General features: G+C 56.8%; 25 protein-coding genes. 5 read left to right on the forward strand and 20 right to left on the reverse strand.

What is annotated here, in order from left to right; all coding sequences use genetic code 11:
* Positions 1 to 109: 109 nt before the first annotated feature.
* Together tnpA and fdhF are read right to left on the reverse strand one after the other, a co-directional pair.
* A complete protein-coding gene (gene tnpA, locus OGY08_RS07070) occupies positions 110 to 568 on the reverse strand; it encodes an IS200/IS605 family transposase (RefSeq protein ID WP_057069660.1) in 459 nt (152 codons plus the stop codon).
* Positions 569 to 749: 181 nt separating this feature from the next.
* On the reverse strand, positions 750 to 2,897 hold the full coding sequence (gene fdhF, locus OGY08_RS07075; protein WP_081003612.1) for a formate dehydrogenase subunit alpha: 2,148 nt from the start codon (positions 2,895 to 2,897) through the stop codon (positions 750 to 752).
* A 288-nt stretch (positions 2,898 to 3,185) separates the two neighbouring features.
* On the opposite strand from fdhF, the gene OGY08_RS07080 reads away from it, so the two are divergent.
* Positions 3,186 to 3,917: a response regulator gene (locus OGY08_RS07080; RefSeq protein ID WP_057068926.1), complete on the forward strand. Its 732-nt coding sequence runs from the start codon at positions 3,186 to 3,188 to the stop codon at positions 3,915 to 3,917.
* Positions 3,918 to 4,004: 87 nt separating this feature from the next.
* On the opposite strand, the gene OGY08_RS07085 is transcribed toward OGY08_RS07080, so the two are convergent.
* From OGY08_RS07085 to OGY08_RS07110, 6 genes are all read right to left on the reverse strand, one after another.
* Complete coding sequence (locus tag OGY08_RS07085) at positions 4,005 to 5,009, reverse strand: carbohydrate kinase family protein (protein ID WP_286565850.1); 1,005 nt, start codon at positions 5,007 to 5,009, stop codon at positions 4,005 to 4,007.
* The gene (locus OGY08_RS07090) at positions 5,006 to 5,866 is read right to left on the reverse strand and encodes a ketose 1,6-bisphosphate aldolase (protein WP_125363580.1); all 861 of its coding nucleotides are present in this window, start codon (positions 5,864 to 5,866) and stop codon (positions 5,006 to 5,008) included. The genes OGY08_RS07085 and OGY08_RS07090 overlap by 4 nt, the downstream gene beginning before the upstream one ends.
* Positions 5,867 to 5,880: 14 nt before the next feature.
* A complete protein-coding gene (locus OGY08_RS07095; protein ID WP_032942114.1) occupies positions 5,881 to 6,564 on the reverse strand; it encodes a D-lyxose/D-mannose isomerase in 684 nt (227 codons plus the stop codon).
* Between the two features lie 120 nt (positions 6,565 to 6,684).
* Positions 6,685 to 7,626: an ABC transporter substrate-binding protein gene (locus OGY08_RS07100; RefSeq protein ID WP_125363581.1), complete on the reverse strand. Its 942-nt coding sequence runs from the start codon at positions 7,624 to 7,626 to the stop codon at positions 6,685 to 6,687.
* A gap of 88 nt (positions 7,627 to 7,714) precedes the next feature.
* Positions 7,715 to 8,710, reverse strand: a complete 996-nt coding sequence (locus OGY08_RS07105; protein ID WP_008786947.1) for an ABC transporter permease subunit — start codon at positions 8,708 to 8,710, stop codon at positions 7,715 to 7,717.
* The gene (locus tag OGY08_RS07110) at positions 8,703 to 10,226 is read right to left on the reverse strand and encodes a sugar ABC transporter ATP-binding protein (protein ID WP_003844755.1); all 1,524 of its coding nucleotides are present in this window, start codon (positions 10,224 to 10,226) and stop codon (positions 8,703 to 8,705) included. The genes OGY08_RS07105 and OGY08_RS07110 overlap by 8 nt, the downstream gene beginning before the upstream one ends.
* Positions 10,227 to 10,340: 114 nt before the next feature.
* Here OGY08_RS07110 and OGY08_RS07115 point away from each other — a divergent pair, with 114 nt between their 5' ends.
* The 4 genes from OGY08_RS07115 (at position 10,341) to OGY08_RS07130 (ending at position 13,825) form a co-directional block, all read left to right on the forward strand.
* Entirely contained in the window at positions 10,341 to 12,605 is a 2,265-nt protein-coding gene (locus OGY08_RS07115; protein ID WP_125363582.1) for a hybrid sensor histidine kinase/response regulator, read from the forward strand.
* 69 nt (positions 12,606 to 12,674) lie between these two features.
* Positions 12,675 to 13,004 (forward strand): DDRRRQL repeat protein YjdP, encoded by a 330-nt coding sequence (gene yjdP, locus OGY08_RS07120; protein WP_125363583.1) that lies wholly within the window; start codon positions 12,675 to 12,677, stop codon positions 13,002 to 13,004.
* 156 nt (positions 13,005 to 13,160) lie between these two features.
* Complete coding sequence (locus OGY08_RS07125; protein ID WP_032942116.1) at positions 13,161 to 13,463, forward strand: type II toxin-antitoxin system RelE/ParE family toxin; 303 nt, start codon at positions 13,161 to 13,163, stop codon at positions 13,461 to 13,463.
* A gap of 20 nt (positions 13,464 to 13,483) precedes the next feature.
* Complete coding sequence (locus tag OGY08_RS07130) at positions 13,484 to 13,825, forward strand: HigA family addiction module antitoxin (protein WP_008786950.1); 342 nt, start codon at positions 13,484 to 13,486, stop codon at positions 13,823 to 13,825.
* Between the two features lie 52 nt (positions 13,826 to 13,877).
* On the opposite strand, the gene phnP is transcribed toward OGY08_RS07130, so the two are convergent.
* The 12 genes from phnP to phnE all read right to left on the reverse strand — a co-directional run bounded on the left by phnP (position 13,878) and on the right by phnE (position 22,795).
* A complete protein-coding gene (gene phnP / locus OGY08_RS07135; protein ID WP_125363584.1) occupies positions 13,878 to 14,636 on the reverse strand; it encodes a phosphonate metabolism protein PhnP in 759 nt (252 codons plus the stop codon).
* 8 nt (positions 14,637 to 14,644) lie between these two features.
* Positions 14,645 to 15,079 carry an aminoalkylphosphonate N-acetyltransferase gene (phnO, locus tag OGY08_RS07140; RefSeq protein ID WP_048215113.1) on the reverse strand — a complete coding sequence of 145 codons (435 nt, stop codon included), beginning with the start codon at positions 15,077 to 15,079 and terminating at the stop codon, positions 14,645 to 14,647.
* Positions 15,066 to 15,620 (reverse strand): ribose 1,5-bisphosphokinase, encoded by a 555-nt coding sequence (gene phnN / locus OGY08_RS07145; RefSeq protein ID WP_125363585.1) that lies wholly within the window; start codon positions 15,618 to 15,620, stop codon positions 15,066 to 15,068. The genes phnO and phnN overlap by 14 nt, the downstream gene beginning before the upstream one ends.
* Positions 15,621 to 15,622: 2 nt before the next feature.
* Positions 15,623 to 16,759 (reverse strand): alpha-D-ribose 1-methylphosphonate 5-triphosphate diphosphatase, encoded by a 1,137-nt coding sequence (gene phnM / locus OGY08_RS07150; protein ID WP_125363586.1) that lies wholly within the window; start codon positions 16,757 to 16,759, stop codon positions 15,623 to 15,625.
* Complete coding sequence (phnL, locus tag OGY08_RS07155) at positions 16,756 to 17,442, reverse strand: phosphonate C-P lyase system protein PhnL (protein ID WP_003826708.1); 687 nt, start codon at positions 17,440 to 17,442, stop codon at positions 16,756 to 16,758. The genes phnM and phnL overlap by 4 nt, the downstream gene beginning before the upstream one ends.
* 121 nt (positions 17,443 to 17,563) lie before the next feature.
* Positions 17,564 to 18,322 (reverse strand): phosphonate C-P lyase system protein PhnK, encoded by a 759-nt coding sequence (gene phnK, locus OGY08_RS07160; RefSeq protein WP_003844769.1) that lies wholly within the window; start codon positions 18,320 to 18,322, stop codon positions 17,564 to 17,566.
* Positions 18,319 to 19,110 carry an alpha-D-ribose 1-methylphosphonate 5-phosphate C-P-lyase PhnJ gene (gene phnJ, locus OGY08_RS07165; protein WP_049259807.1) on the reverse strand — a complete coding sequence of 264 codons (792 nt, stop codon included), beginning with the start codon at positions 19,108 to 19,110 and terminating at the stop codon, positions 18,319 to 18,321. Before phnJ ends, phnK begins: the two co-directional genes overlap by 4 nt.
* Before the next feature lie 46 nt (positions 19,111 to 19,156).
* A complete protein-coding gene (locus tag OGY08_RS07170; protein ID WP_125363588.1) occupies positions 19,157 to 20,224 on the reverse strand; it encodes a carbon-phosphorus lyase complex subunit in 1,068 nt (355 codons plus the stop codon).
* On the reverse strand, positions 20,224 to 20,820 hold the full coding sequence (gene phnH / locus OGY08_RS07175) for a phosphonate C-P lyase system protein PhnH (RefSeq protein ID WP_008786957.1): 597 nt from the start codon (positions 20,818 to 20,820) through the stop codon (positions 20,224 to 20,226). The genes OGY08_RS07170 and phnH overlap by 1 nt, the downstream gene beginning before the upstream one ends.
* The gene (gene phnG / locus OGY08_RS07180; RefSeq protein WP_008786958.1) at positions 20,817 to 21,269 is read right to left on the reverse strand and encodes a phosphonate C-P lyase system protein PhnG; all 453 of its coding nucleotides are present in this window, start codon (positions 21,267 to 21,269) and stop codon (positions 20,817 to 20,819) included. Before phnG ends, phnH begins: the two co-directional genes overlap by 4 nt.
* Entirely contained in the window at positions 21,270 to 21,995 is a 726-nt protein-coding gene (gene phnF / locus OGY08_RS07185) for a phosphonate metabolism transcriptional regulator PhnF (RefSeq protein WP_071445601.1), read from the reverse strand.
* Positions 21,996 to 22,015: 20 nt separating this feature from the next.
* Positions 22,016 to 22,795 (reverse strand): phosphonate ABC transporter, permease protein PhnE, encoded by a 780-nt coding sequence (phnE, locus tag OGY08_RS07190; protein ID WP_016155398.1) that lies wholly within the window; start codon positions 22,793 to 22,795, stop codon positions 22,016 to 22,018.
* Positions 22,796 to 22,851: the final 56 nt, after the last annotated feature.

Genomic DNA, 22,851 nt, shown 5'->3' on the forward strand with positions numbered 1-22,851 from the left:
AATAAATATCCTCCGGCATAGCCGGAGGTTTTTCTGATGCGCCTATAAGGCTCTGTTACCAGCCGCGCCCTAACAGGCGCATACGATCTGACATTTGCATCAGACTTCGTTACTTACGGCCCGTAAACGGGCTACCCGGATAAGGGATCGATAACTGCTCGCCCATTTTATCCTCTGCAAGCTGGTGCTTTATGTATTCCTGTATCCTTGCTGTGTTCTTACCCACCGTATCTACGTAATACCCACGACACCAGAACTCCCTGTTCCTGTATTTAAACTTCATATCACCAAACTGCTCATACAACATCAGACTGCTTTTACCTTTCAGATAACCCATAAAACCGGATACGCTCATTTTGGGCGGGATTTCCACAAGCATATGGATATGATCTGCACAGCATTCCGCTTCCAGGATCCGCACGTTTTTCCACTCACACAGCTTTCTTAAGATGCTGCCTATCGCCCTACGTTTCTCCCCGTAGAATGCTTGTCTTCGGTATTTGGGCGCAAAAACTATGTGATATTTACAGTTCCATCGGGTGTGCGCTAAGCTCTTTTCGTCCCCCATTGGGACCCCCTTTTGATTTCTTGTTTAACCCTTGCAGTTGCCAGACCGCAAGGTGTTTTAACAAATCAAAAGGGGTTTTAATAACTGGCCCAAAGCTGAAAGCTTTCCGGAACCCCCAGCCTAGCTGGGGGTTTTCTGTGCACAAAAAAACGGCCTCCGAATGGAGGCCGTCAGGGGAAGCTTAACCCATCGCGCTTTCGCGCAGGCTGGCTTTCAGCTTGGTGTACTCATCAATGACATACTGCTCGGCAGCGCGCTGATCGGCAATGCGTTCAACGTTTACAGCACAGTACTTGTACTCCGGCGTTTTGGTAATTGGACTTAAGTTCTCGGTTACCAGTTCATTACATGCGCCAATCCACCACTGGTAGGTCATGTAAATCGCGCCTTTGTTTGGACGATCGCTGACTGCCGCACGGGTAATGACCCGGCCTTTACGCGAGTTCACCCACACCAGCTCTTCATCCTGGATGCCCAGGCGTTCTGCGTCGGCGGTGTTGATCTGGGCATAGCCCGGTTCATCCGCCAGCGCGGCCAACGCCGCACAGTTACCGGTCATCGAACGGCAAGAGTAGTGGCCGACTTCACGCACTGTAGACAGTACCATCGGGTACTCCTCAGTGAGTTTGTCGATTGGCGCTACCCAGTCGCAGGTGAAGAACTGCGCCAGGCCGTTCGGGGTGTCGAACTTCTCTTTGAAGAGATAAGACGTACCCTGGTCGGCTTCTGAGGTGTCGCGGCAAGGCCACTGGATATAACCCAGTTCGCCCATTTTCTCGTAAGTGGCACCGTAGAAATCCGGGCACAGATGACGCAACTCGTCCCAGATTTCCTGGGTGTTGTTGTAGTGCATCGGGTAGCCCATACGGGTGGCGATTTCACTGATAATCTGCCAGTCCGTTTTCAGATCCCACTTCGGCTCAACGGCTTTAAAGAAGCGCTGGAAGCCACGGTCAGCTGCGGAGAATACGCCTTCATGCTCACCCCATGACGTAGACGGTAAAATAACGTCTGCGGCAGCGGCAGTTTTGGTCATGAAGATATCCTGCACGATGACCAGTTCCAGATCCTCAAAGCCTTTGCGCACTGCGGAGAGTTCAGCATCGGTTTGTAATGGATCTTCACCCATGATGTACGCCGCGCGTACTTCGCCATGCGCTGCACGGTGCGGCAGTTCGCTGATGCGATAACCGGTATGAGCAGGCAGACTTTCCACGCCCCAGGCTTTAGCGAACTTCTCGCGGTTAGCCGGATCTTTCACATACTGATAGCCCGGATAAGTATCCGGCAGCGCGCCCATGTCACATGCGCCCTGAACGTTGTTCTGCCCACGAACCGGGTTAACGCCCACGCTCGGCTTACCGAGGTTGCCGGTCAGCATTGCGAGGCTGGTCAGTGAACGCACGGTTTCCACGCCCTGATAGAACTGGGTAACACCCATGCCCCACAGGATGGCCGCGCTTTTCGCCGTGGCATACATACGTGCAGCCTGACGAATATCCTGCGCGCTAACGCCAGTGATATCTTCGACGGACTCCGGCGTGTAGCCTTCGACGATCTTGCTGTACTCTTCGAATCCTTCCGTACGGGAGGCGACGAACGCCTGGTCATACAGTTTTTCTTCGATGATGACATGACCCATAGCGTTGAGCAGCGCGATGTTCGAGCCGTTTTTCAACGCGATGTGCATGTCGGCAATACGCGCGGTTTCAATTTTGCGCGGATCGCAGACGATGATTTTCGCCCCGTTACGTTTAGCATTAATCACGTGATTCGCCACGATCGGGTGGGAATCCGCCGGGTTGTACCCGAAGATGAATACTAAATCTGTGTTATCAATTTCATTGATAGCATTACTCATTGCGCCGTTACCGACCGATTGGTGCAGACCTGCAACCGATGGGCCGTGTCAGACGCGAGCGCAGCAGTCAACGTTATTGGTACCAATAACGGCGCGCGCGAATTTTTGCATTACATAGTTGGTTTCGTTACCCGTACCGCGAGATGAACCGGTCGTCTGAATAGCGTCCGGGCCATACTTCGCTTTGATGGCGCTCAGACGACTGGCGACGTAATCAAGCGCTTCATCCCAGGAAACGGATTCCAGTTTGCCGCCACGCTGGCGACGGATCATAGGGGTTTTCAGACGAGGGGTCAGGATCTGGGTATCATTGATAAAATCCCAGCCATAGTAGCCCTTCAGACACAGGGTACCCTGGTTGGTTTTCCCCTGCGCCGCTTCAGCCCGGACGATTTTGCCGTTATCGACCACCAGGTTGATTTTGCAACCTGATGCGCAATATGGGCAAACCGTGACGACTTTTTTCATCGGTCTCGCTCCAGTTAATCAAATCGCGCATACGCGCTTGTCGTTTTTGTTATGCATCTTTTATGCCATGTTTTTATCAGGGGCATTAGTCGATATTACGGGCGAATTTTGCGCAAAACCCTGACGAAAAACAGGCTGTCGTCATATTTGACGTGACGAATCTCCAATACGTGACGCCCCGGCAGTGTGACCGAGGTTATGTTTCCCGCACATCCTTGTGCCTTATCGCTGTCACTCTGTGCAGAATCAATCACACTCATTTAAGTTGGCCAGAAATGGGGAAAAACAATGAAGCCAGCCATACTGGTTGTGGATGATGACATCGCTGTCTGCACGCTTTTACAGGATGTGCTGAGCGAACACGTCTTTACGGTGACCGCCTGTCACACCGGGCAGGAGGCGCTGCGCTGCATTGAGACTCAGCCGTATATCGCTCTGGTATTACTGGATATGATGTTGCCCGATACTAACGGCCTGATGGTGCTACAACAGGTGCAGAAGTTGAGGCCCGGATTACCGGTGGTGATGCTGACCGGGCTTGGCAGCGAGTCGGATGTAGTTGTTGGGTTGGAAATGGGGGCTGACGACTATATCGGTAAGCCGTTCAATGCGCGGGTGCTGGTGGCGCGGGTAAAGGCGGTGCTCAGACGCGTTGGCGTGTTAACGGCAGAAAGCGGCAGCCCACAGACCACGGGGCTTTCTTTCAATGGCTGGCATCTGGATACCGCCGGTTGCCAGTTACATAATCCCCAGCAGTTGAAGGTGGAGTTGACGCAAGGGGAATACAGCCTGCTGTTGGCGCTGGCCCAAAATGCCCGCCGGGTGCTGAGCCGGGAACAGCTGCTGGAGCTGACGCGCAGCGACAGCGTTGAGGTGTTTGACCGCACTATTGACGTGTTAATCATGCGGCTGCGGCGAAAAATAGAGAACAATCCGCACCAGCCAATGTTGATCAAAACCCTGCGCGGGCTGGGTTATGTGTTTGCCGCCGACGTGCAACATCACGATAAGGCGGCGTGATCGTGTGCAGTTGCCGGATGCGGCGTAAACGCCTTATCCGGCCTACAAAAACGATAACGACCCCGTAGGCCTGATAAGCGTAGCGCATCAGGCGTCAGCCATTTCTGCTTTCAACTCTGCCAGCGTCTTCGCGCCATCTATCGCATTCGCGCACAGCAAGCTTGCCCGCGCACAGGCGTGTGCCAACCTGACGCTGTCCGTCAGCGACCAGCGCTCATGACAGCCATACAAAAATCCAGCGCAAAACGCATCTCCCGCTCCGACGCTGCCAACGATCTCCTCCTGCGCCAGGTACTGCGACGGGATCCAGACGCCCGGTAGATCCGGCGCTTCACCCCAGGCACCTTCCGGACAGTGGATCACCACCCGCTGGCGTACACCTGCATTCAATAATTCGCGTGCGGCGGTGGCGATGTGCGCAATATGCAGTTCGCCGTTGGGCTGGCGGATCTCCAGCCCGCTGAACTCCCCGGCTTCCAGCTCGTTAATCACCAGATAGTCGAGATGGCGCAGGGCTGGCATCACCAGCGGTTGATAGCGCGGGTCGCCCTTGCGTGAGACCAGATCCAGCGACGTTTCAAAGCCGTTGTCGCGCATTTGCGCCAGCAGCCGTGCGCTACGCGTCCCGTACTCCTCATCCGGCATGTCCAGACTGTCGAGCAGCAGCAGATATCCCAGATGGAAGATTTTCATCGAGGTATCCAGTTGCTCAAACGCAGGCAGATCGAGTAGCCGATTGGCACCGGGCGAGTGGAAAAAGGTGCGCTGACCGCTGGGATCGGTCATCACCTGCGACATCGACGTGGGGGCGAATGTGGTGCGCTGCACGTGTTGGCGATTAACGTGATACTGCTCCAGCATCGCCATAATGTAGTCGCCGTCGCTGTCCTGACCGATTAACCCCACCGCCTGCAACGGCAGCCCAGTGTGCATTTTTGCCAGCGTCAGCAGCACATTAAGCGGCGCACCGCCCGTGGCGCGTACGCTACGGGTGATTTCCGCCAGCCAGCCACGTTCCGGCCACTGCACAATTTGATGCACGTGATCGACCAGCATGTTGCCTGCGGCGATAACGCCTTTGCGTTCCATCAGACCCGTCCCGCGCTGCCAAAAATGCGCATCTGTTCCGAAACGGTATCGGTAATGGCCTCTTCAATGCCGAGCAGCAGTTCGGCGAATTCGTCGTACAGCGGCTGGCGATTCGCCATCCGTGTTTCTACCGCCGACAGCGCCGCCTGCGACATGCCGGTATAGAAGTTGATTTTGTGAATGCCGAGTTCAATCGCGCGCTTGAAATCGTCCTCGCTGATGCCGGAGCCGCCGTGCAGTACCAGCGGGATTGCCGCCTGCTGGCGAATGGCGTCCAGACGCGGGAAGTCGAGCAGCGGTTCGCCTTTGTATTTGCCGTGGGCATTGCCAATGGCGACCGCCAGCGCGTCAATCCCGGTTCTGTCGACGAAATCACGCGCCATCATCGGGTCGGTAAACAGCGACTCGTCGGCATGGCCGTACAGCGCGCCGCCCTCATCGCCGCCGACTGCACCCAGTTCGGCTTCCACCGACACGCCGACGGCGTGGCACATCTTCACCACTTCGCGGGTCTGGCGGATATTTTCTTCATACTCCAGCGTGGAGCCATCGAACATCACTGAACTGAACCCTAAGCGTAGTGCCCGAACTACCGACTCAAAGTGCAGGCCGTGGTCAAGGTTTAGCACCACCGGAATGTCATGCCGCGCGGCTTCGAACTTGACCGCTTCGACCAGAGAATCCAGCGAGATATATTTAAAATGTACTTCGGCGATATTGATGATAAACGGCGAACGTTCCTGCTTTGCCGCGGCAAACAGCGCGCGCAGGAAGTGTGAATCCAGAACATTAAATGCCCCTAAGGCATAGTGATGCTCACGGGCATGGGCAAGGCCATCAGCGAGAGATATCAACGGCATAATGCGCTCCTTGGTTAGCGGAACAGGCGATATTCGTTACACAGCACCAGCTGCGCCGGCTCGTCTTCTTCAATGTCGTTATAGCGGGCGATCGGTTGCAAAAAGTGATTATCGTGGTCGTCGTCATTAACAGAAGAAACCTCGCCGACCAGCACGTCGCCAAAACCTTCTTCCGCCCAGAAGCTGTGATACAGGCCCGGCGGCAGGCAGATGCTTTCACCCGGCGTCAGGCGTAACTGACTGCCCGCTGCATGGGTTTGCCGACAGCCGTCAATTACCACGCTGACGTCGGTCTCCTCCGTTTGTTCCCGGATCCCCGCATTCCACAGTTCCACAATTAAATTGCCGCCGCCGCGATTGATAATGTCTTCGCGTTTGCGCCAGTGAAAATGCATCGGCGTGACCTGCGCATCGCGAACATGCATGATTTTCTCGGCGTAGCATTTCTCGTAAGGCATGCCTTTCGGCGAGCCATTACGCAGAGTGAACAGCGTTAACCCTTGCGCGGCGAAATTGTTGCCGCCAAATGCGGTGACATCCCAACCGAGCTTAAGGTCGAACACTTCGCTCCAGGCTGCAGCATCAAGCTTGCGCCATTGGGTCGGGGGGAAGCTGGCAAAAGGGGGGAGATGCACGTCGTGCTGAGAGAAAAACTGGCGCGTGTGGCCAAGGATCTCGTTTATTGCGGAGCGTTTCATCGGCTGAATCCTCCTTAATATAATGCCGGATGGCACCGCGCTTATCCGGCCTACAAATTCATAGCGATCTTGTAGGCCGGATAGGGCATTTTTGCCGCCATCCGGCGTTGTTGTGGCGGGCTATTTAACCGTCCAACCCTTATAACTGCCGACGTTGTTTTTATCGATCATCGTCACCGGGATCAGCACGGGTTCTTTCGGGGCGGGTTTCCCCTGCAATATGTCATAGCCGATTTCGACCGCTTTGGCAGCCATCACCCGCGGATCTTGTGCCGGAGTCGCCACAAATAGTGAGTTTTCGCGCTTCAGCGCTTCTTCACCGTCCGGGGATCCATCTACGCCGACAATAAAGAATTCACTACGCTGCGCCTGTTTTGCCGCCAGATCGGCACCGATCGCCGTCGGATCGTTAATGGCGAATACGCCGTCGATCTTCGGATTCGCCGCCAGCAGCGCGGTCATGATCTCTAGCCCGCCTTCACGACTGCCTTTGGCGTTTTGGTTATGCGACAGCACCTTGATGTCAGGGTGGCGTTTAAACTCAGTCTGGCAGCCTTCCACGCGGTTCTGGACGGCGGAAACCGGCGGCCCGTTGATGATGACGACGTTGCCTTTGCCTTTCAGGCGGTCGGTAATGTATTTACAGGCCATTTCACCTGCCTGGGTGTTATCGGAGGTAATGGTCGCGTCTGCGCCTTCCGCTGCCACGTCAACGGCAACCACCACGATCCCGGCGTCTTTCGCGCGTTTTACCGCCGGGCCGATGCCTTTGGAGTCGGCGGCGTTAAGGATAATCATGTCGACTTTGGCGGCAATAAAGTTGTCGATCTGCGACACCTGTTGACCCAGATCGTAGCCGCTGGAAACCAGCGTTACTTTAACGCTATCACCTGCCAGCTTGCGTGCTTCCAGCTCCGCGCCTTTGGTGATCTGCACGAAGAACGGGTTGGCCAGATCGCCCACCGTAACGCCGATCGATTTCAGTTCTTTTGCCTGCACAAACGGAGCTGCAGCAAGCAGGGCGCCAGCACAGAGCGCGGTTACTAATGGCTTCAAACGCATACTCGTTTCCTCACGTAGGGTATTGTTGTTATACGCCTGATGGCGCTGCGCTTATCAGGCCTACGAATGAGCAGGCCAGTAAGCTTGTCTATGCACTTTGATGGTGTCGGGTACGGTATTTGTCGATCAGCACCGCTATGATGATCACCGCCCCTTTGATCACCAGTTGCCAGAAATAGGAGACGCCCATCAGCGTCATGCCGTTATTGAGCGTGGCGATTATCAACGCCCCCACCAGCGTGCCGGTGATGGTGCCGATCCCGCCAACAAAGCTGGTGCCGCCGAGGATCACCGCCGCGATGGCGTCCAGCTCGTAACCCATGCCTAAGTTGCCGTTGGCGCTATACAGCCGCGAGGCGCTCATCACCCCGCCAAGACCTGAGAGCAAACCGCTCATGCCGTAGACGAACAGCAGCACCAGCCACACTTTGATCCCGGTTAAACGTGCGGCCTGCATATTGCCGCCGACCGCGTAGATATGAACGCCGAGCGTGGTGCGGCGCAGAATGAACCAGCACACCACCACCACCGCCAGCGCAATGACCACCAGCCACGGAACCGGGCCGAGATAGTTGTTACCGATCCACTCAAAGCTGATATTGGAGTTAATCACCGTTGTACCGTCGGCCAGCAGATAGGCCGCACCGCGCAGCGCCGTATAGGTTCCAAGCGTGACGATAAACGGCGGTAGTCCGGCAAAAGCGACCAGCGCGCCGTTAAACAATCCCAGCACCAGACCGAGCATCAGCGCCGCCGGAATCGATAGCATGGCAAGCTCAGGAATAAGAGAAACGACCATGGCTGCGACAGCGGTGGTACCGAGAATCGAGCCAACCGAGAGGTCGATCCCGCCGGTCAAAATAATGAAGGTCATGCCAGCCGCCAGCACGATGTTGATCGAGGCCTGACGGGTAATATTCAGCAGGTTACTTTCGGTAAAAAAGTTAGGCGCGATAAAGCCAAATACCGCCACAATCAGGATGAGAATCGGTAAGATGCCGACCGTTTGCATCAGATCGCTCATCAGCATTTTTTTTGCGGAGGCGGATTTCGCCACCTGCTGGGGAGTGGTTGGATTATTCATGGGGCACCGCCTGATGGTGGGAGTCGTTCACGCCGGTTGCCAGCGTCATAATATTTTCCTGGGTAATGCTTTGTCCGTTCAGCTCGCCGGCAATACTGCCTTCCCGCATGACATAAACGCGATCGCTCATACCGACGACTTCCGGCAGCTCGCTGGAGATCATCAGGATCGCTACGCCTTTGCGCGCCATATCGTTCATGATCCGGTAGATCTCGCTTTTGGCACCGACGTCCACGCCGCGCGTGGGTTCATCGAGGATCAAAATACGTGGGCCGATCGCGACCCAGCGTGAAATCAGCAGTTTTTGCTGATTTCCGCCGGACAGCCCGCCCGCGCGTACCTGTGCGTGCGGCACGCGGATGTTGAGCAGCTTGATGGCGTCATCGGAAATAGCCTGCGCCTTTTTGCGATCGAGCATGCCCCAGTTGGCGTCACGCTCCAGCGTTGCCATGGTGATGTTTTCTGCCGCTGCCAGCTCTAAAAATAATCCCTGCTCTTTGCGGTTTTCCGTCAGAAAGCCAATGCCGTGGTCAATCGCCTCGCGCGGGGAGTGGATCACCACCGGTTCACCGTCTACTTCAATCATGCCGCCGATGGCTTTACGCACGCCAAAAATCAGCTGAGCCAGTTCAGAACGCCCGGCACCGACTAGCCCGGCCAGGCCGACGATCTCCCCGGAGCGCACCAGCAAGCTGCACGGCTGGACTTTATGGCCGTCGGTCAGGTGATGAACATTGAGGCGTGCTTTACCTAAGGGAATATCGCGCTCTTTGTTGAACAGATCGCTCAACGGACGGCCCACCATCATGCGTACCAGCTCCGAGGCGTTGAGCTTGTCGCGGGTCAGGCTGCCAACATATTGCCCATCGCGCAGGACGCTGACGCGGTCCGAGAGTTCGTACACTTCCGCCATGCGGTGGCTGATGTAGATAATCGCCATCCCCTCATCGCGCAGGCGCATGATCAGTTCAAACAGGCGGTGAGTTTCACGTGAGGAGAGGGCGGCGGTGGGTTCATCCATTACCAGAATGCGGCTGTTACGGTGCAGGGCGCGGGCAATTTCCACCTGCTGCTGTTCGGCGATGGTCAACGTCATCACACGGTCGCTGGCCTTAAACTGGGCACCGAGTCGGTCGATGACTTTCTGCGACTGCATGACCATCTCTTTACGCTGGACCAGCCCGCCGCGCGACAGCTCGCTGCCAAGAAAGATATTTTCCGCTACCGTCAGGTTCGGCGCGAGCTGCATCTCCTGATAAATCAGCGTGATGCCTGCGCTAAGCGCATCTTTAGGACCGCGAATATGGAACGGCTGACCGTCAATCAGGATCTCACCGCTGGTGGCGGTATAGGCGCCTGCGAGGATCTTCATCAGGGTGCTCTTCCCCGCGCCATTCTCGCCCATCAGGGCATGAATCTCGCCCGGCCAGACCGTTAAATCGACCCCTTTCAGCGCGTAAAATTTGCCAAACGCTTTAGCAATGTTGCGCATCTCCAGAACCGGTGTCCTGCTCATGGCGGATCTCCTGTGGGGTGGCCGATATCAGCAGTCCATCACAGGAATGTAAATGCAAAATGTCAGAAGCCGTTCATATTTGTCATATTGCGATTTTTCTTCACGGAGCGTGATATGCCGCAACCGGGACGTCACTTTCTCGCCAGTGCTCGCGGACGATTGCTGTTCTTCAATCTGCTGGTGGTGGCTGTCACGCTGATGGTGAGCGGCGTGGCGGTGCTGGGTTTTCAGCATGCCAGTCAGATTCAGGAGCAGGTGCAGCAGCAAACCGTTGACGACATGACCGGCAGCATGAACCTGGCGCGGGATACGGCGAACGTGGCGACGGCGGCGGTGCGGCTGTCGCAGGTGGTCGGGGCGCTGGAATACAAAGGGGAAGCGGAGCGGCTGCAGGAGACGCAAAGGGCGCTGAAGCAGTCGCTGGAACAACTGGCTACCGCGCCGCTGGCACAGCAAGAGCCGGTGCTGGTCGAGCGTATTATCCAGCGCAGTAATGAACTACAAAGCAGCGTAGAAGGGATGTTGCAGCGCGGGCAGCGGCGACACCTGGAGCGTAACGCGTTGCTCAGTTCGCTGTATCAAAATCAAAGCTATTTACGTCATCTGCAAAAGTTGACCGGCGCGCAGGATGATGCGCTGCTGGGGCAGATGGACCGCTTAATTGTTGCCGCCATCGACACGCCCACGCCGCGTTCGGTGGTGAAACAACTGGATGCGGTGATGCCTGCGCTTCCCTTGCGCCATGCTAGTCCGCTGATTAGCGGTATCCTCAACGACTTCAACCAGGAGCTGCATAAGCTGGAGCCGCTCTCTTCCGCGCTGGAGCAGAGCGATTTGGCCATCAACTGGTATATGTTTCATATCAAAGCGCTGGTGGCGATCCTCAACAGCGATATCAATCAGTATGCCTCGCAGGTGGCGCTGATCTCAGAGCAACGGGTGGCGCAAAGCCATCAGGAACTGCAATCCGGCGCGTTGTTTATTTTAGTGTTTGCGTTGCTGGCGGTGGTGATCACCGGTTTTGCCGGGTGGTATATCTACCGTAATCTCGGTTCCAACCTGACGGCCATTTCACGGGCGATGACCCGGCTGGCGCACGGTGAATCAGACGTCAGCGTCCCGGCCCTGCAGCGTCGCGATGAGTTAGGCGAGCTGGCCCGCGCCTTTAGCGTCTTTGCCCGGAATACGGCGTCGCTGGAGCACACCACCCGACTGCTAAAAGAAAAAACCAGCCAGATGGAAATCGATCGCACCGAGCGTCAGGGGCTGGAAGAGGCGCTGTTGCACAGCCAAAAGCTGAAGGCGGTGGGGCAACTGACGGGTGGATTAGCACATGATTTCAATAACCTGCTGGCGGTTATTATTGGCAGCCTGGATTTGGTGGATCAGGATTCTCCCGACGCGCCGCGGGTCAATCGGGCGCTAAAAGCCGCCGAGCGTGGGGCGCTGCTTACCCAGCGACTGCTGGCCTTTTCGCGCAAACAGTCGCTGCACCCTCATGCGGTGGAGCTGAAAACGCTGCTGGAAAATCTGGGCGAACTGATGCGCCACTCTCTTCCGGCCACGTTGACGCTGGAGATTGAAGCCCAGTCTCCCGCCTGGCCCGCGTGGATTGACGTCAGCCAACTGGAAAACGCCATTATCAATCTGGTGATGAACGCCCGTGATGCCATGGACGGGCAGGCGGGCACGATTAAAATCCGTACCTGGAATCAGCGGGTCACGCGCAGCGATGGGCGCAAGCAGGATATGGTGATGCTGGAGGTTGCCGACCAGGGGAGCGGGATGTCACAGGAGGTGAAAGCCCAGGTCTTCGAGCCGTTTTTCACCACCAAACAGACCGGTAGCGGCAGCGGACTGGGGCTGTCGATGGTTTACGGTTTTGTGCGCCAGTCCGGAGGTCGGGTGGAGATTGAAAGCGCTCCCGGGCAGGGAACGACGGTCAGGCTACAACTGCCTCGTGCCGTTGTGCCGGTGCAGGCTCAGGCAGAACCGGTGGCGGTACATGCGGCGAACAGCGGTGAAAAACTGGTGTTGGTGCTTGAGGATGAAGACGATGTACGCCAGACGTTGTGCGAGCAATTACACCTGCTGGGCTACCTGACGTTAGAGGCCGCAAACGGGGAACAGGCGATGCATATGCTGGCGGCTTCATCCGAGATTGATATTTTTATCAGCGACTTAATGCTGCCAGGTGGTTTAAGCGGCGTGGATGTGGTTAACCATGCTCAGGCACATTATCCGCAGTTGTCCATCCTGCTGATAAGCGGTCAGGATTTACGTCCGGCGCATAACCCGGCGTTGCCGGATGTGGCGCTATTGCGTAAGCCTTTTACTCGGGGAGAGCTGGCGCAGGCGCTGCGGCATTCGCGTAATTGAGATTCCTCCGCTACCCGCGCAAATACGCTTTGATTACCGTGGGGCGAGTTTCTTGATGAGGCTGGTTTTATGCAACGCTCCGCGACATTCCTTCTTTTTAGTTTGCTAATGCTGACCACCGTATCGGCACAGGCGGATATTATCGATGACGCCATTGGTAATATTCAGCAGGCGATTAACGACGCATACAAACCGAACAACGGGCGGGATTATGATGACTCCCGTGACGAAAGCTGGCAGCGCCAGATGAGTGACGACCGGCGCAGGCAATATGACAATCGCCGCCGCCAGTTTGAAGATCGGCGTCGCCAACTGGATGACCGTCAGCGCCAGCTCGATCAAGAACGGCGTCAGTTAGAAGACGAAGAGCGCAGAATGGAAGAAGATTACGATCGTTAGCGGTAACGATTTAAATTTATGGGTATTTTATCTTTCTGGCAGGGATTTACCTGCTCGCCCAACAGCTCACCATTTTATGTTAATGAATGCACTTGAGCACAGTGCATGTGTGCACTACAATCTCTCTATGCTTATGGAAGTGGTGCTGGCAATGGAATGTCTAAATCATTAAATATCAGAAATTTTCGGGATACATGGCTTGAAGATTTTTTTGAACGGGCGACATCGCACAGAAAAATACCTGCGGATATTCACACTGCATTAGCCAGAAAGCTGGATATCATTAATGCGGCTGTTTCGCATCGGGATTTGCGCTCGCCACCCGGTAACAGATATGAAGAGTTAACCGGAAAATTACAGGAATATTCTTCAATCAGAGTAAACAAGCAGTACCGATTAATATTTAAATGGATTAATGGTAAGGCCGAAGATGTGTACTTAGATCCACACATCTATTAGAGAAAACGTAAGGTAACGATATGAAACAGGCATCCAGAAAACCAACGACTGTGGGTGATATCCTGCAATATGAATACCTGGAACCGCTTGATCTGAAAATCAACGATCTGGCTGAAATTCTGCATGTTCACCGCAATACAGTGAGCGCACTGGTCAACAATAATCGCAAATTAACAACGGATATGGCGTTTCGTTTGGCAAAAGCGTTCGATACCTCCGTTGATTTCTGGCGTAACCTACAGGCGGCGGTTGACCTGTGGGAAGTTGAAAATGACATGCGGGCGCAAGAAGAACTGAACCGGATTGTTTCAGTTAAAGATTTTATTGCGCAGCGAGATGTCGGCGCAAAAAAAGTCGCTTAATCATCTGTTTGTAGGCCGGATAAGATGTTTTCATCGCATCCGGCAAATTTCCTTACTCCAGCACAATCTCCATTCCGTCATATCCTGCCTCAAACCCTACTGGTAGCGGATGTTCCATCATCCACAGATCAAACTGATGGCTGATATGCGTCAGGATCACCCGTGGGCAGCGGATGACGTCGTTCAATGCGATAACGGTGTTTAAATCACAATGATTGCGCGGTGGCTCGGCGCGCGGGGCATGGCTGCAGTCAATGATAATCACCTGAGGCTGGTTATTGTGGAGAAACTTCAACGTCTTGTCGGGAAGTCCGGCGGTATCGGAGAGCCACGCCACGCGGCTATGTGCGGTCTCCAGCAGATAACCAAACGTCAGCTTTGAATGGTTGAGCGGTAGCGGCGTTACCTGCAATCCTTGCAGGTCGAACACCACGAACGGTGCCACGGTATGGCTAAAATCGAGGATGCCGGGATGCTTAAACAGATCGTCGCAACCCTGTTCATCCGGCGGACCGTACACCGGGATGGTCGCCCCCACACCCCAGCGCAACGGAAACAGCCCTTGCACATGATCCATATGATAGTGAGTCAGCAGAAACTGCTGGAAGCTGCCCGCCGGCCAGTCGTCCATCAGATGCGGGATCCCCGCGTCCAGCAGCGTCACCGCATTATTGAACTTAACCACCCCGCTACAAGGGCGTCGACGGTATTGCGCCTGTAAGTGTGCTCGTTGGCAGGCCGCACAGTCGCAGCCAAATGTCGGCACCAGCTGCGCGCCGCCCGTTCCCGTCAGCGTAATGGTCAGACTCATGGCTCCCCCTACAACGGTTTAGTGAAGCGAAAATGGCTCTGGGTATAGCCTTCGCGCTGATAAAAACGGTGAGCGTTAAGGCGTTGAGTGCTGGTGGAAAGCTCGGTCATCTCTGCACCCGCTTCGCGCGCGGTGGCTTCGGCCCAGGCCAGTAACTGACTGCCTACCGTTAATCCTCGCGCCTGCGGCATCACCACCAGTTCCTGTATTTCGCCAATCCAGTTAGCGTGGTGCAGATGAAACTGAAGGTGCAGACCGATCAAGCCGACGACCTGTCCGTCGAGCAGCGCCAGTTGGTAGTGCATATTGGGATCTTGCAGATTTGCGGCGTATCCGGCACTAAAGGCCTGCAGGTCGAATTGACCCTGTTTCAACTCACAGATGAGCGCATAAACCGCATCGGTATCGTATAGCGTAGCGCGGCGTAATTCACAGACAGACATGTTTCTTCTCCTTGCGTCCCATCAGTGTGAGTAGTGTATCGACAGACTGTAGCAAACTTCCATCGTTGTTCAGGACGTGGCAGTCATACGGGGCGTAGCGGGCTGCGCGCTCAAGACGGGCGGCGATTTCCGTTTCGCTCTCCCGTCCACGAGCCTGCAAGCGCTGGCGTAAAATTGCCGGAGAAACCTGTAAGCAAATGGGGAGTAAAGATGTGCCGTAACGGGCCTGCGCCTGGGGCAGATGCGCACGCGAGCCGTTGACCACCACATCAAAACCGGCGTGTAGCCAGAGGTCAATCTCCACGCCAACGCCGTAGTAAAAGCCATTGGCGTGCCAGCTCAGCGCCAGTAGGTTCTGCCCGGCGCGGGTAAAAAACTCTTGTTCGCTCAGCGCAATATGATTTTCATTCCCGACGTTGGCGGCGCGGGTGATGTAACGGTGCGCCACCAGCAGTTGCGCCGGTTCCTGCTGGCGGAGTTCGGCCAGCAGACTGTCCTTACCGGAGCCGGATGGCCCCATCAGCCAGATCAGTTTACCCATAGTCAGAATACCCTTTTGCCCTGATGCCAGACGTGGTCGATATGGATGTTGCCGCCTTTGCGGTGTGCCAGCACCAGATCCGCGCGTTTGCCTTCGGCAACAACGCCACGATCGTCGAGATTTAATGCCCGCGCCGGATTGTGGGTCACCAGACGAATGGCCTGTGGCAGCGTAAAGCGGTTGGCGTCGTCGTCCGCTACGCGAAACGCCGCATCGAGCAGGCTGGCGGGGTAATAGTCGGAAGAGAGAATATCCAAAAGCTCCAGCTCAGCCAGCTTATGCGCCGCTACGTTGCCGGAGTGAGAACCTCCGCGCACGATGTTGGGCGCCCCCATCAGCACGTTCATACCATGCTGGCGCGAGGCTTCAGCCGCTTCGAAGGTAGTGGGGAATTCGGCGATCACGCTGCCAAGCTGGTGCGATTCCAGCACATGATCATGGGTGGCATCATCATGGCTCGCCAGCGCAATCTGGCGCTCACGACACATCTGGGCAATCGCCGTGCGATTGGGCTGTGACCAACGCGCCGCCAGCGCTAACTGTTCTTCTTCATAGCGGGCCATCTGCTCGTCGGTGAGCGAATACTTGCCTTGATAATACTCGCGGTACTTCTCGCGATTGGCGAACTGACGCTGGCCTGGCGAGTGATCCATCAGCGACACCAGCGTTACCGGCTCGCGGCTGACCAGTTTTTCAAACAGCGGCAGGGTAGTGTGATGCGGCAGCTCACAGCGCAGGTGCAGGCGATGCTCGGCGCGATTGACCCCGCGTTTTTGCGTCTCTTCCACCGCATTGATCATCTTCTCCAGATTTTCCAGACGGTCGCCGCCGTCGCGTACATCGCCAATTGCCACCGCGTCCAGCACGGTGGTAATGCCGCTGGCGACCATTAGCGCGTCGTGGCTGCTCATCGCCGAGTGGGCAGGCCAGTCTACCTTCGGGCGCGGGGTGAAAAATTTGTCGAGATTATCGGTATGGAGCTCGATAAGCCCTGGTAACAGCCAGCCGCCTTCGCCGTCCAGCGCCTCAGGTAGGCTGCTCGGACTTTCTGCAAAGGTGCGAATGACCCCGCCCTCGATTTCCAGCGATCCTTGCACCACTTCATCTTCCAGTACCAGCTTTACATTATTGATAATCATGCTGTTGTTCCCATCAGATGCAGACGATCCGCTACGCGGTCGCGCACGGTTTGATCGTGAAAAATGCCGACAATTGCTGCGCCGCGGGCTTTCGCTTCTTCAATCAATGCAACGACGGCGGCGCTGTTTTTGGCGTCCAGCGAGGCGGTAGGCTCATCGAGCAGCAGAATTGGGTAATCGACGATAAACCCGCGGGCGATGTTGACGCGCTGCTGTTCGCCGCCGGAAAAGGTCGACGGCGCCAGGTGCCACAACCGCTCCGGCACGTTCAGGCGGGTAAGCAGGTTAGCTGCTTTGGCTGCACACTCCTCACGGGAGACCCCCAGATCCAGCAGCGGTTGCATCACCACGTCCAGCGCGGAAATCCTCGGGATCACGCGCAGGAACTGGCTCACCCAGCCGATGGTTGAACGGCGAACCTCCAGTACTTTGCGCGCCGGGGCCTGCACCAGATCGACCCATTCATCGCTGTGGCGGATGTGGATGTGTCCTTCATCCGGCAGGTAGTTGGCGTACAGCGAACGCAGCAATGTGGATTTGCCGCTGCCCGAGTGACCGTGCAGCACCACGCATTCGCCGCTTTTAACGTCCAGAGTGGCGTTTTGCAGCACCGGCAGACGCACGCCGTTTTGCTGATGCAGGACAAAGGTTTTACTGACATTTTCAACGCGGATCGCGTTCATTTTTAGCCTCTTTAGACATTTTTGCGTTCGATTGCCTGATGGCGCTTCGCTTATCAGGCCTACAACCAATGCCGCTCCGTAGGCCGGATAAGGCGCAGCCGCCATCCGGCACAACAAAAAATCAGTTCTGCAACACCGACGACACCAGCAACTGGGTATACGGATGATGCGGGTCGTCGAGCACGCGGTCGGTTAACCCACTTTCCACCACCTGACCTTGCTTCATCACCAGTAAACGGTCGGCCAGCAGGCGCGCGACGCCCAAATCGTGGGTGACAATCACTACCGCCAGATCCAGTTCCACCACCAGGCCGCGCAGCAGGTCCAGCAGTTTGGCCTGTACCGAAACGTCCAGCCCGCCGGTAGGTTCGTCCATAAACACCAGTTTGGGATGGGTGACGAGGTTGCGGGCAATCTGCAGGCGCTGCTGCATGCCGCCGGAAAAGGTGGTGGGCAGATCGTCGATACGCGAGGCAGGGATCTCTACCTCCTCCAGCCAGCGCTGCGCGGTGGCGCGGATGTCGCCGTAGTGACGCGCGCCGGTGGCCATCAGACGTTCGCCGATATTGCCGCCTGCGGAGACCTGACGGCGCAGGCCATCCAGCGGATGCTGATGCACCACGCCCCATTCGGTGCGCAGCAGACGGCGACGGTCGGCCTCGTTCATGCCGTACAGCGAACGGTTCTGATACAAAATCTCACCGCTCTGCGGCGTCAGCCGTGAAGAGATCGATTTCAGCAGCGTGGTTTTGCCGGAACCGGACTCGCCGACGATGCCCAGCACTTCGCCTGGCCACAGGTCAAAAGAGACATCGCTGAAGCCCTTGCCCGGCGCGTAGAGATGGGTCAGGTTGTTGACTGAAAGCAGCGGTTGCGTCATTTGCTGAGGGCCTCGCTCTGTTGGCGGCAGTAGTCGGTGTCGGAGCAGACAAACATGCGTTTGCCGGTGTCATCGAGCACCACTTCATCGAGATAGCTGTGGGTTGAGCCGCAGATGGCGCAAGGCTCATCCCAGCTCTGCACGGTAAACGGGTGATCGTCGAAATCGAGGCTTTCCACGCGGGTGTAAGGTGGAACGGCATAGATACGCTTTTCGCGGCCAGCGCCAAACAGTTGCAGGGCTGGCATCATGTCCATCTTTGGATTGTCGAATTTCGGGATGGGCGACGGGTCCATGACGTAGCGGTCATTGACCTTCACCGGATAGGCGTAAGTGGTGGCGATATGGCCGAAGCGGGCGATATCTTCATACAGTTTCACCTGCATGATGCCGTACTCTTCCAGCGCGTGCATGGTGCGTGTTTCCGTTTCACGCGGTTCGATAAAGCGCAGCGGCTCAGGGATCGGTACCTGGAAGATGATTATCTGATCTTCCACCAGCGGCGTTTCCGGGATGCGGTGGCGGGTCTGGATCAGCGTTGCATCTTCCGTACGCTCAGTGGTATTCACCCCGGTCACACGCTTGAAGAAATTACGAATCGACACGGCGTTAGTGGTGTCGTCTGCGCCCTGGTCAATCACCTTCAGTACGTCCGGCTCGCCAATCACGCTGGCGGTAAGCTGAATACCGCCGGTTCCCCAGCCGTAGGGCATCGGCATTTCACGTCCGCCAAACGGGACCTGGTAACCCGGGATTGCCACCGCTTTCAGAATTGCGCGGCGGATCATGCGTTTGGTCTGCTCATCAAGATAGGCAAAGTTGTAGCCGGAGAGGTTAGTGGTCACGGGTGGCCTCCTGTTGCAGGCGTTTGAGCAGTTCCAGTTCGGCCTGGAAATCGACGTAATGGGGAAGTTTGAGGTGCGAAACAAAACCCGCCGCCTCGACGTTATCCGCATGCGCCAGCACGAACTCTTCGTCCTGCGCCGGTCCTGTGACCGTTTCATCGTATTCGGCTGCCTGTAGGGCGCGGTCCACCAGCGCCATCGCCATCGCTTTACGTTCGCTCATACCGAACACCAGCCCGTAGCCGCGGGTAAAATGGGGAGATTCGTTTTCTGGTGCGACAAACCCGTTCACCATTTCGCATTCGGTCATCAGCAGTTCGCCGACGTTCACCGCAAATCCCAGCTCTTCCGGCACCGTTTCCAGTGCCACATAGCCGCTGCGGATTTCGGCGGCAAACGGGTGATTGCGCCCGTAGCCGCGCTGGGTGGAGTAGGCCAGCGCCAGCAGATAGCCTTCGTCGCCGCGCATCAGCTGTTGCAGGCGTGAAGCACGTGAACAGGGATAAACCGGCGGTGTGCGGGTGATGTCGTCGGGTGTCGCGCCATCATCCTCTTCACGCTTTGCCAGTCCCTGGTTGGCCAGCAGGGAAAAGACGTGCGGGGAGGCATCCTGTACGGCGTCTGCGCTGCGCAGGGGCGGCGTTTCGCCATTGGCCAGCAGGGTAAAATCCAGCAGGCGATGGGTGTAGTCATAGGTTGGACCCAACAGTTGCCCGCCGGGAATATCTTTGTAGACCGCCGAGATTCGGCGCTCAAGGCGCATTTCTGCGCTGTTAACCGGTTCACTGACCGCCACTTTTGCCAGCGTAGTGCGGTAGGCGCGGAGCAAAAAGATGGCTTCGACGTTATCGCCGCTGGCCTGCTTCAGCGCCAGTGCCGCCAGTTCACGGTCGGCAATACCGCCTTCGGTCATCACCCGGTCAACGGCCAGGTTCATCTGCTGTTCGATTTGCGCCACGCTCAGTTCAGCAATGGTTTCATCGCCCCGGCGTCGGTTTTCCTGCAGGGCGTGGGCGTTGGCTATCGCCTTTTCGCCCCCTTTGACGGCGACGTACATCAGCACACCTCCACATGGGTGGTTCGCGGAATAGCCAGCAGGCGTTCGCCGCAGGTGAGGATCAAATCGACCCCCAGTGGGAACGGGTGCGGGCGTTCGGTGAGTTCGTGAATCAGACATTCCGGCAGCTGTGGCGCGATCATGCGCTCTTCGGCGATGCCCGCGCCGGTCAGACGCAGCATGCGTCCGCCGCTTAAGCCAGAGACCTGCACAATCAGCGTGGCGCTGGTCTCTGGCGCGACGGCTGAACCGGCGGAGAGGGCGTTAAGCTGTTCGCTGCTGATGCGCTCGTCGGCGACGGCAAAGGCCGCCAGCTGCGGCTGATCCACCAGCGGCGCGTTGGTATGAAAACGCAGGTTCTGGCGGGCAATATCGTTATCCATCGACGGCGCCAGCCAGACCGGCGTGTCGCCATCGACCAGGGTCAGCAGCACGCTGGTGGTTGCCAGACCCAGCGGCTGCCAGCCGTGTTTCAGTTGATGCAGGGCGACGATTACGCCCGGTTCGCTCATGGCTTTCAGCAGGCGACGAAAGCTCTGCTGAGCATCCTGAACGGGTAAATTAAAAGCGGTCAGAAGTGCTGTAGATCGTGTCATGCGTTATCTCCGCGTACCAGCGTGAAGAAGTCGACCCGGCTGGCGTTGACTTCGGCACGGCGTGCGTTAATCAGCGCATCGCGTTCCGCTTCCAGCGGGGCAATTAAGGTTTCCATTAGGTTCTGGAAATGCGTTTGTTCCTGCAGCAGTGCGTCAATCACCGCGCACTGCTCGGCATGTTGTTTATTGCGTCCCAGCAGGTAGCTGTAACCCAGCGTGCCGCTCTTCAGACGTACCACTGCGCGAGTTAGCGTGGTGTCACCGGCAAAGAAGCGGTTGCCGGTACCGCCCATACGGGCCTGGATCTGCATCAGTCCGCTTTCCGGGGCGCGGATAAGTTCATAGTCCGGCGTCAGTTTGAGCGCGGTGATGCGGGCGTTCAGGGCATCGGCATTGCTGTAAGCCAGCGCGCGCATCCAGCGCTGGCGGGTGGCGGTATCGAAATGCATTCAGTGCTCCATAGTGAATTCGATCATGTCGGCGCGGGTCAGGCTGACGGAGTATTCCGCCGCGAGTTCTTCGCCTTCACGGTGGTTCAGGGTGCGCACGCACAGCAGCGGCGCCATATTGGGGATTTCCAGCACCTTGCTCTCTTTGGCCTGCGCACGGCGGGCGCTGATGCGCGTTTGCGTGCGTAGCAGCGTCAGACCGGACTGTTCGCGCAGATAGTCATGCAGCGAACCGCTGTTGAAGCCTTGCAGCAGCGGCCACAGCGAGAGGTCGGAAAAATAGTGGTCGATCTGGCACAGTGCGATGCCGTTAACCCGGCGCAGGGTGCGCAGGTGAATCACGTTATCGCCCTCGTTTATGCTGAGCGCATCGGCAATGTGGCTGGAGGCCGGACGCAGCACCGCCAGCAGTTTTTCGCTGGTGGGATGGCTGCCCTGGTCCAGCAGATTCTGACTAAAGCGCGCCTGGGCATTAAGCGGGTAATCGAACGGGCGCATCAGCACCAGCACGCCGACGCCCTGACGACGCTGAACCCAACCGCGTTCAACCAACTGGTCAATGGCGCGGCGCAGGGTGTGGCGGTTTACCTCGTAGCGCGCGGCAAGCTGATGCTCGGCGGGCAGATAGTCACCGCAGCGATAATGTTGACGTAGCTCCTGCTCAAGTCTCGCGGCAATTTCCTGATAACGCGTTGGATAACTGGTCGGATGTGTAGACAAGTGCATAGCAATCAATGCCTCGCTAATCAGATAAAGTGCTTACGCAAACGCTGGGAAAGGAAATCCAACAGGCTGACGGTGACGATGATTAACACCATCAAGGCGCAGGTTTGCTGGAACTGAAAGCCGCGAATCGCCTCCCATAAGGTCACGCCAATACCGCCTGCACCCACCATTCCGACCACCGTGGCCGAGCGAACGTTGGATTCAAAGCGATACAGCGAGTAAGAGATAAGCAGCGGCATGACCTGTGGCAGAACGCCGTACAGAATCTCTTCAATTTTGTTGGCACCGGTGGCGCGAATGCCTTCTACCGGACCTGGCTCAATAGCTTCTACCGCTTCGGAAAGCAGCTTGGAGAGCACCCCGGTAGTGTGGATAAACAGCGCCATCACCCCGGCGAATGGGCCTAACCCGACGGCGACCACGAACAGCATGGCGAAGACCATTTCATTGATGGCGCGGCAGGCGTCCATCAGGCGACGCATCGGCTGGTAAATCCACCACGGCACGAGGTTATCGGCGCACATCAGGCCGAAGGGAATCGACAGCACAACGGCGAGGGCAGTCCCCCAGACGGCAATTTGCAGGGTGACGGCCATTTCACCGAGATAGTCCTGCCACTGGCTGAAGTCCGGCGGGAAGAAGTCGGCGGCGAAGGTCGCCATATTGCCGGAATCCTGGATCAGCGTGAGCGGGGCCATTTCGGCACCTTTCCACGAGACCACCAGCACGGCGAGAAGAATGGCCCAGCTCAGCAGCGAGAACCAGCTACGTTTGGGCGGGGCGACGGTGATGGTTTGCATGTTTAGCTCCTGGGTGTCGATGTTTCGGGTCTGTTGTAGGCCGGATAAGGTGCTGG

It is taken from the genome of Citrobacter sp. Cpo069 (assembly GCF_030332785.1).
GTDB lineage: Bacteria > Pseudomonadota > Gammaproteobacteria > Enterobacterales > Enterobacteriaceae > Citrobacter > Citrobacter portucalensis.

Bases quoted from the DNA above. Each gene is read 5' to 3' on its own strand.
- tnpA (WP_057069660.1), bottom strand. From the start codon at position 568: ATGGGGGACGAAAAGAGCTTAGCGCACACCCGATGGAACTGTAAATAT.
- OGY08_RS07080 (WP_057068926.1), top strand. From the start codon at position 3,186: ATGAAGCCAGCCATACTGGTTGTGGATGATGACATCGCTGTCTGCACG.
- OGY08_RS07090 (WP_125363580.1), bottom strand. From the start codon at position 5,866: ATGCCGTTGATATCTCTCGCTGATGGCCTTGCCCATGCCCGTGAGCAT.
- OGY08_RS07095 (WP_032942114.1), bottom strand. From the start codon at position 6,564: ATGAAACGCTCCGCAATAAACGAGATCCTTGGCCACACGCGCCAGTTT.
- OGY08_RS07100 (WP_125363581.1), bottom strand. From the start codon at position 7,626: ATGCGTTTGAAGCCATTAGTAACCGCGCTCTGTGCTGGCGCCCTGCTT.
- OGY08_RS07105 (WP_008786947.1), bottom strand. From the start codon at position 8,710: ATGAATAATCCAACCACTCCCCAGCAGGTGGCGAAATCCGCCTCCGCA.
- OGY08_RS07110 (WP_003844755.1), bottom strand. From the start codon at position 10,226: ATGAGCAGGACACCGGTTCTGGAGATGCGCAACATTGCTAAAGCGTTT.
- OGY08_RS07115 (WP_125363582.1), top strand. From the start codon at position 10,341: ATGCCGCAACCGGGACGTCACTTTCTCGCCAGTGCTCGCGGACGATTG.
- yjdP (WP_125363583.1), top strand. From the start codon at position 12,675: ATGCAACGCTCCGCGACATTCCTTCTTTTTAGTTTGCTAATGCTGACC.
- OGY08_RS07125 (WP_032942116.1), top strand. From the start codon at position 13,161: ATGTCTAAATCATTAAATATCAGAAATTTTCGGGATACATGGCTTGAA.
- OGY08_RS07130 (WP_008786950.1), top strand. From the start codon at position 13,484: ATGAAACAGGCATCCAGAAAACCAACGACTGTGGGTGATATCCTGCAA.
- phnP (WP_125363584.1), bottom strand. From the start codon at position 14,636: ATGAGTCTGACCATTACGCTGACGGGAACGGGCGGCGCGCAGCTGGTG.
- phnO (WP_048215113.1), bottom strand. From the start codon at position 15,079: ATGTCTGTCTGTGAATTACGCCGCGCTACGCTATACGATACCGATGCG.
- phnN (WP_125363585.1), bottom strand. From the start codon at position 15,620: ATGGGTAAACTGATCTGGCTGATGGGGCCATCCGGCTCCGGTAAGGAC.
- phnM (WP_125363586.1), bottom strand. From the start codon at position 16,759: ATGATTATCAATAATGTAAAGCTGGTACTGGAAGATGAAGTGGTGCAA.
- phnL (WP_003826708.1), bottom strand. From the start codon at position 17,442: ATGAACGCGATCCGCGTTGAAAATGTCAGTAAAACCTTTGTCCTGCAT.
- phnK (WP_003844769.1), bottom strand. From the start codon at position 18,322: ATGACGCAACCGCTGCTTTCAGTCAACAACCTGACCCATCTCTACGCG.
- phnJ (WP_049259807.1), bottom strand. From the start codon at position 19,110: ATGATCCGCCGCGCAATTCTGAAAGCGGTGGCAATCCCGGGTTACCAG.
- OGY08_RS07170 (WP_125363588.1), bottom strand. From the start codon at position 20,224: ATGTACGTCGCCGTCAAAGGGGGCGAAAAGGCGATAGCCAACGCCCAC.
- phnH (WP_008786957.1), bottom strand. From the start codon at position 20,820: ATGACACGATCTACAGCACTTCTGACCGCTTTTAATTTACCCGTTCAG.
- phnG (WP_008786958.1), bottom strand. From the start codon at position 21,269: ATGCATTTCGATACCGCCACCCGCCAGCGCTGGATGCGCGCGCTGGCT.
- phnF (WP_071445601.1), bottom strand. From the start codon at position 21,995: ATGCACTTGTCTACACATCCGACCAGTTATCCAACGCGTTATCAGGAA.
- phnE (WP_016155398.1), bottom strand. From the start codon at position 22,795: ATGCAAACCATCACCGTCGCCCCGCCCAAACGTAGCTGGTTCTCGCTG.